The 7,210-nt window shown below is 52.8% G+C and carries 10 protein-coding genes; all 10 read left to right on the top strand.

The genetic code is table 11. The features are described 5' to 3' along the window. The coding region (locus QZ506_RS18590) for a portal protein (RefSeq protein ID WP_291973060.1) at positions 1-702 on the top strand (702 nt) is incomplete at its 5' end. A gap of 13 nt (positions 703-715) precedes the next feature. After that, the gene (locus tag QZ506_RS18585) at positions 716-1,627 is read left to right on the top strand and encodes a scaffolding protein (RefSeq protein WP_291973059.1); all 912 of its coding nucleotides are present in this window, start codon (positions 716-718) and stop codon (positions 1,625-1,627) included. Then, positions 1,627-2,910, top strand: coding sequence for a P22 phage major capsid protein family protein (locus tag QZ506_RS18580; protein WP_291973058.1), 1,284 nt, complete (start codon positions 1,627-1,629; stop codon positions 2,908-2,910). Before QZ506_RS18585 ends, QZ506_RS18580 begins: the two co-directional genes overlap by 1 nt. Positions 2,911-2,947: 37 nt before the next feature. Continuing rightward, positions 2,948-3,157, top strand: a complete 210-nt coding sequence (locus tag QZ506_RS18575; RefSeq protein ID WP_291973057.1) for a hypothetical protein — start codon at positions 2,948-2,950, stop codon at positions 3,155-3,157. Further along, on the top strand, positions 3,141-3,632 hold the full coding sequence (locus QZ506_RS18570; protein ID WP_291973056.1) for a packaged DNA stabilization gp4 family protein: 492 nt from the start codon (positions 3,141-3,143) through the stop codon (positions 3,630-3,632). The genes QZ506_RS18575 and QZ506_RS18570 overlap by 17 nt, the downstream gene beginning before the upstream one ends. Continuing rightward, positions 3,604-5,022: a packaged DNA stabilization protein gene (locus QZ506_RS18565; protein WP_291973055.1), complete on the top strand. Its 1,419-nt coding sequence runs from the start codon at positions 3,604-3,606 to the stop codon at positions 5,020-5,022. The genes QZ506_RS18570 and QZ506_RS18565 overlap by 29 nt, the downstream gene beginning before the upstream one ends. Next, positions 5,022-5,720 carry a phage tail protein gene (locus QZ506_RS18560; protein WP_291973054.1) on the top strand — a complete coding sequence of 233 codons (699 nt, stop codon included), beginning with the start codon at positions 5,022-5,024 and terminating at the stop codon, positions 5,718-5,720. Before QZ506_RS18565 ends, QZ506_RS18560 begins: the two co-directional genes overlap by 1 nt. Before the next feature lie 9 nt (positions 5,721-5,729). After that, complete coding sequence (locus QZ506_RS18555; RefSeq protein WP_291973053.1) at positions 5,730-6,176, top strand: DUF2824 family protein; 447 nt, start codon at positions 5,730-5,732, stop codon at positions 6,174-6,176. Next, positions 6,163-6,798 (top strand): DNA transfer protein, encoded by a 636-nt coding sequence (locus tag QZ506_RS18550; RefSeq protein WP_291973052.1) that lies wholly within the window; start codon positions 6,163-6,165, stop codon positions 6,796-6,798. Before QZ506_RS18555 ends, QZ506_RS18550 begins: the two co-directional genes overlap by 14 nt. A 9-nt stretch (positions 6,799-6,807) precedes the next feature. Then, positions 6,808-7,210 (top strand): phage DNA ejection protein (locus tag QZ506_RS18545; RefSeq protein ID WP_291973051.1); only part of this gene is annotated, 403 nt, incomplete at its 3' end.

Here is a 7,210-nt window from a genome sequence, read left to right as displayed (position 1 = left end):
ATGTCGGAGATGGTTGACCTGCAAACCGGCCAGCACGTAGTGATGAATGATATCCGGGGGCGCTATGAGTGCTATACGGATATTGGTCCATCATTCCAGTCGATGAAGCAGCAGAACCGCGCGGAGATTCAGGAACTCCTTACCAAAGTTCCGCCTGGCACCCCTGAGTGGCAAATGCTCCTACTTCAATACTTCACGCTGCTTGACGGTAAAGGCGTCGAGATGATGCGCGGGTATGCCAACAAGCAACTGGTAATTATGGGGCTGAAAAAACCGGAGACCCCGGAAGAGATTCAGATGGTGCAGCAGGTGCAGCAGCAACCACAAGAACCATCAGCAGAGCAGACGCAGGCACAAGGCGTATACCTGCAAGGTCAGGCTGAATTGCTCAAAGCGCAGAACCAACAGATGCAAATCCAGGTTGATGCGGCGAAGGTCGAAGGCCAGAACCAGCTTAACGCCGCCAGGGTTGCTGAAATCTTCAACAACATGGACCGGGATAAGCAAGCCGCATTCCGTGAGTTCCTGTCTCTCATGGGTAAATTCCAACAACAGAACAGCGATGACGCTCGCGCCCACGCTGAATTGCTTCTTAAAGGCACAGAGCAGCAGCACAAGCAGAGGCTGGACGTGGCCAATCACCTGCAATCGCAGAGACAAAATACACCTTCCGGCAGCGTAGCCGAGAAATCACCTCAATAAGAGAGAGTTAATCATGACCGATACCACCGAAATTCAGGAAACTGAAGGCCAACCCTTGCACGTCGATAATGCGGCGGCAACCGCAGTCGATACAGCGCCAAATGCCAACGACGCACAGTCGCAGGATGCAGGCTTTGAGATTGTCCTGAAAGACGATGAGACAAAACCGAAACAAGACCCGGAAACCAATGCCAGGTTTGCAGCTAAACGCCTTGAGCGTAAGCGGCAGCGTGAGATTGAACAGCAGATGCAGGCGGTTCAACGTGGCGAGGTGCCGGAGAATTTGCGGGTTAATCCTGAGTTACCGCCTCAGCCAGACATTAATGATTATCTGTCTGATGCTGCAATGGAGAAGTACGGCTTTGATCAGGGTCGAGCGCTGGCGGCATTCCAGGCCGCTCAGTCTGACTGGCAAATCAAGGCGATGGACGCTCGTAGCAACGCGGTAGCGGAGCAAGGGCGAAAAACTCAAGCATTCACCCAGAAATCAGCGCAATACGTTGAAGCGGCGCGTAAGCACTACGATTCGGCAGAGAAACTAAATCTTCCCGACTATCAGGAGAAAGAAGATGCGTTCCGGCAGTTAGTCCCGGCAGGCGTGGACACTACCATTATGGATCTCTTTCCTGAAAAGTCGGCGGCCATCATGTATCACCTGGGCGCAAACCCAGAGAAATTACGCCGAATCCTGGCGCTTGACGGTCAACGCGCACTCATCGAACTCACTCGACTCTCTGAGCAATTAGCTCTCAAGCCTCGCGGGACTCAGGTTTCCTCCGCGCCCCCGGCTGACCAATCCATTGCAGGTGATGTGATGGCGGCTAACACCGACGCCATTCGCAGACAGATGGAAGCGGCAGCAAGCAAAGGTGACAAGGAAGCCTATCGCGCACTCAAGGCAAAACTTAATAAAGGATCACGATAATGGCTTTGAATGAAGGTCAGGTAATTACCTACATGGTCGATGAAATCATCGAAACCGTGGAAAATATCACACCGATGGCTCAGCGCGTCGGTAAGTACACTCCACCCGCTGGCGATATGCAACGTTCGCAAAACACCGTATGGATGCCACTGGAACAGGAAGCGCCAACTCAACAGGGTTGGGACTTGACCGGACAGGCAACGGGCATTCTGGAATTGTCCGTCAAGTGCAACATGGGTGTGCCGGATAACGACTTTTTTACGCTGCGTGCTGATGATTTGCGTGATGAACGGTCAATACGCCGCCGTGCTGCTGCATCTGGTCAGAAACTGGCTAATAACGTGGAGAACGCTATCGCAAAACAGGCGGTTGAAATGGGCTCTCTGTTAGTTGCTAGCACGTCTCCGATTGGTTCCGCTAAAACAGGATGGGATTTCATTTCCGAGGCAGAGGCGCTTGTCTTCTCTCGCGAATTGAATCGCAGTGCTGGCCTGTCATTCTTCTTCAACCCTACCGATTATCGCGGTGCTGGTCAGGAATTGGCGGGTAAAGACTTCTACGGCCGCATTCCAGAGGAGGCATATAAATCTGGCACGATTCAGAAACAGGTCGCCGGGTTTAATGAGGTGCTTCGTTCACCAAAAATGCCAACGCTGTTAGCATCTACGGCAACGGGTATCACGGTATCCGGCGCACAGAAATTCAAGCCGCAAGCATGGGTTGCTGACGCTGACGGTAACCGTGAAAACGTGGACAACCGCACGGCAACAGTGGCGTTAAGTTCTGGAACTGGACTGAAACGCGGCGACAAAATTTCGTTTGCTGGCGTCAAGTACCTTTCTCAGATGGCTAAAAACCTGCTGACACAGGATGCAACCTTTTCTGTTGTAGCTGTTAACGGCGCTCAAGTCACCATCACACCAAAGCCTATTGCTCTGGATGACACAGCATTGCTGCCGGAAGAACGCGCATACGCCAACGTAAACACCTCATTGTCCGACACTATGGCGGTGAACATTCTGAACACCACCACTGCGCAATCCAACGTGTTCTGGGCTGATGACTCTATCCGCCTTGTATCACAGCCGATCCCCATCAATCACGAATTGTTCTCTGGCATGAAAACCCAGAGCTTCTCAATCACGAATGTGGGGCTGAACGGAGTTGTAGCCTATCAGGGTGATATCAGCACCCTGTCCGGTAAATGCCGCATCGCGTTGTGGTACTCGGCATGTGCGGTTCGCCCCGAGGCAATCGGTGTTGGGTTGGCTAATCAGGCATAACAAACAGGGGCTTCGTCCCCTTTATTTTGAGGTGCGCATGTCACAGATGATTTATAAGCCGGGCGGAAAAACGAAAGTCTGGAACACTACGGCTCACGTTATCGTCATTGATGAGGCTGACCTGGAAGAATATCTGGCTGATGGCTGGCTAGACCATCCGGGTAAGCTGTTTGATTCTCCTGAGCCTGTTCAACGCAAGAAGCCGGGGACAAAGCCCAAGGCGGTGAGTGATGCTGATAGCAACTAAAGGTGATTTGGTTAGGGCTGCGTTGCGTAGGCTGGCTATTGCCTCCAATGCCACCCTGACCGATGTCGAACCGCAGTCAATGCAGGATGCGGTAGACGACCTCGAAACAATGATGGCTGAGTGGTATCAGGACGGTAAGGGAATTATCACCGGCTATGAGTTTGCCGACATGGATAACCTGCCAGCGGAAGGCGACGACCACGGATTACGCTCTGGCGCTGTCAGTGCCGTATACCACAACCTGGCTTGCCGAATTGCTCCTGACTACTCACTCGAAGCTACCGCGAAAATCATCGCCACCGCGAAATACGGCAAAGAATTGCTCTATAAGCAGACCGCGATTGAGCGCTCCAGGCGAGCGCCTTACCCCAGCCGGATGCCGATTGGCAGCGGCAACAGTCCTGCCACGCTGAACGGCTGGCATTACTTCCCCGGAGAGAAGCCAGATGCCGATACAACAACTCCCCCTGATTAAGGGCGTTGGAAAAAACTTCCGGGACGCTGACTATGTTGATCTGCTTCCGGTCAATATGTTGGCGACACCCAGGCACGTGCTGAACAGCAGCGGATATTTGCGCTCATTCCCCGGCATAGACAAGCGATCTGATGTTGCAGGTATATCGCGTGGCGCAATGTTCAACACTGTTCAGAATGCCGTATATCGCGTTTGTGGAGGTAGTCTGTATCGTGGCGCGTCGGTGGTTGGTTCGTTGTCTGGCTCTGGTCGTGTGCCGATGGCGCATAGCCGCAACTCTCAGGCGGTGATCGTCGGCGGTCAGGTTGTGCAATATGGCTACGATGGCACGGTGAAAACTGTTGCTAACTGGCCTGTATCGAGTGGCAACACGCAGTATCAGCTGGGCTCATCGCGTGATATCTGCTGGTCACGCGGTAACTACGTGTGGTCGAAAGATGGGACTGATTCGTTTTTCATCTCTGATTTGGATGATGAGGCTTTTCCCGATAAATACAGTGCTGAATACCGTGCGGAGTCACAACCAGACGGCATTATTGGTGTTGGTTCATGGCGTGACATGGTTGTGTGCTTCGGCACAACCACGATTGAGTATTTTTCTCTGACGGGTAACTCTGGTGCGGGTCAGGCGGTATACATCGCTAACCCGGCGTACATGGTCACAAAAGGGATAGCTGGGACGTTTTGCAAGTGCCCGTTTATGGACGCATTCGCCATTATCAGCAACACGGCAACAGGCGCACCGTCTGTCTACCTGATTGACTCTGGTCAGGCCAAACCCATCGCATCAGCAACGACTGAGAAAACGCTACGCGAATACACTAACGCTGAGCTATCAACTGGCGTCATGGAGTCATTGCGTTTCGACTCTCACGAACTGCTGATTATCCACCTGCCACGTCATGTGCTGGTGTTTGATTCGTCGGTGAGCGAGAGCGGTCCACAGTGGTCCATCCTGAAAACGGGCCTGTTTGATGACGTGTACCGTGGGATTGATTTCTTCTACGAAGGCGGTGCTATCACATGCGGTGACAAGCTGGAATCTGTGACCGGACAGCTTAATTTTGCATCGTCTGCCCAATATGACAAACAACAGGAGCACTTGCTCTATTCCCCGCTCATCAAGGCGGACAACGCGAGACTGTTCGACCTCGAGCTTGAAGTATCGACGGGCGTTGCTCAATTCGCTGAACGGCTGTTTATCTCTACCACCACTGATGGCATCAACTACGGCAGGGAACAAATGGTGCCGTGGAATGCACCGTTCCGCTATGACCAGAGGGCGCTATGGCGTCGGATTGGGCGTGTGCGCAAAAACATCGGCTTCAAGTTCAGAATTATTACTAAAAGCCCGGTAACACTATCAGGGCTACAAGTGAGGGTTGAGTGATGGCTGATGACTCACTAAACACGCCTGTGAAAGTTCGTGCTGTCAGTATCAAGGCTGTATCTCTTCCGGTCGGGTTCTCCCCGGCATATCAGCAATACGTGCTTAGCCAGGCGATGGACTTCACTCAGGTTGCAGGTAAGGCAAATCAGGCCGCCGATGGCGCATATAACGCTCAGGTTGTGAATGATGCTCAGAACGTGACACTTGCTGACCACGAGGGCCGGATTGCGCAATTGCGCATTGATGTTGATGGACATGAGATTCGAATAACAGCCAACACTAATTTGATCGCCGCTCTGGATGTCAGAGTAACTAGCGCCGAGGGGGCTATAACACCCCTTCAGACGAGAATGACGGCAGCAGAGGGCAACATCACAACTCTGCAAACCAGCGTAGCAGCTATCCAGACTGATTATGCATCCAGGTCTGCCACCGCGCCCCAATCTCTCGCCAGCCCGCTAAACGTGTCTGCATCCTACTCTGTCAACGGCACCAAAGTATTAGGCCCGCAGCAAACCGGATGGACGGCAGCAGCCGGCACAGCATTTCTCGGCGCATTCAACGCTGACCAGTCATATGCAGCAGGTGCAACCTGTTCGCAGGCAGATATTCAGGCGCTGGCTGCTGGCCTCGTTGAAGCTCGTCAGCGCACAAAGGCGCTTGAAGATGCTTTACGCGCGCACGGCCTGATTAACTGAGGTTTCCCCATGATTAGCTTCACTCCCACCCGTAACATTGATGTTATCGAGACGGTGGCTAATGAGCCTGATATTCAGGCTGGAACAGCCAACGGAAACCATTTTTCATACAACCCTAACGAGCTTTATTTCGAAGTCGGCGTGTATCACAACTTCGCCGGGATCGTTCGGGCTATCGAGGTTCAGCCTAAATCGTACGAGTGTCACGCCATGTTTTTAGAGCATATGCGCGGGTTCAGTAAAGATATCGGACTGGCCTTCTGGCAATACTTTTTCACCTACTACGATGCCGAGTGCGTCCTGTCTATGGCCTCTGACAAGTTCAGAAAAGGCAAGTTTTACTGTGCGTCAATCGGGTTAAAGCGCCGGGGAGTAATCCCCAAATTCCTTGACGGCACAACTGACGTAACGATCTATTCAGCAACACGCGAGGAGCTAGGCTATGGGCGGCGGTAAAGGCGGAAGTAAAAATAATGGTGCGGCGGCACAATCTGACGCCACGAACAGAGCCACAGAATTACAAAGAGAGCAATGGCAGACGGTGATGAATAATCTTTCGCCTTTTACGCCATTAGCACAGCAGTACGTCACTCAGTTGCAGGATTACTCATCCCTTGACGGTCAGAACAAAGCGCTGAATGAGTATTACAACTCCGCACAATATCAGGGCTTGGCAGACCAGGCGCGTAACCAGATTTTACGCTCGGCACAAGCTACAGGCGGACTAGGCTCTACTGCAACGGGAAACCAGTTGTCGTCCATCGCTCCCACGCTAGGACAGAACTGGCTATCCGGCCAGATGAATAATGCGAACAACCTCTCAAACATCGGATTGGGAGCATTGCAGGGGCAAGCTAACGCAGGTCAAACCTACACCAACAACACTGGGCAGTTATTGCAGCAGAACGCGGCGCTCGCAGCGGCTAACGCTAATAGGCCATCGGCGCTACAGCAGGGAATTTCTGGCGGATTTGGTGGTGCTCTTGCTGGCGGCGGCATTGCTAGTGCTCTGGGCATGTCTACGCCGTGGGGTGCTGGTATCGGTGCAGGTATCGGAATTCTAGGCTCGCTATTTTAAGGTGTGAACATGGCTACTTGGCAGCAGAATATTAACTCTGGCGGCTTTCCTGGTGGCGTTGGTCAGGTAAACACCAATGCACCACAAGCCAGTGATGTTAACGCAACACCGGGACTGATTCGACAGAACAACGACTTTGCCCGCGCTGGCGGTAACAATATCGGCTTGCAGGCATTACAGGGGCTGCAAGGGCTGTCTGATGCTTACAAGCAAGACCAGCTACAGAAAACGCAAGTCGCATTCAATCAGGCCCATGCCAACGCATGGAAATCTGGTGACACGTCAGCATTGCGCGATTTCGCTGTGCAGAACCCGGCATTCATAGGTCAGGCTCAGCAGGCTGTTTCCGGCCTTGATGCTGGTCAGCGTTCCGATATGACCAATCAGGCCGCAAAGTTGCGGCTAGCACTGT

This window comes from Candidatus Symbiopectobacterium sp. (genome assembly GCF_020054415.1).
Lineage (GTDB): Bacteria > Pseudomonadota > Gammaproteobacteria > Enterobacterales > Enterobacteriaceae > Symbiopectobacterium.
This window is presented reverse-complemented; position numbering and strand designations above follow the sequence as displayed.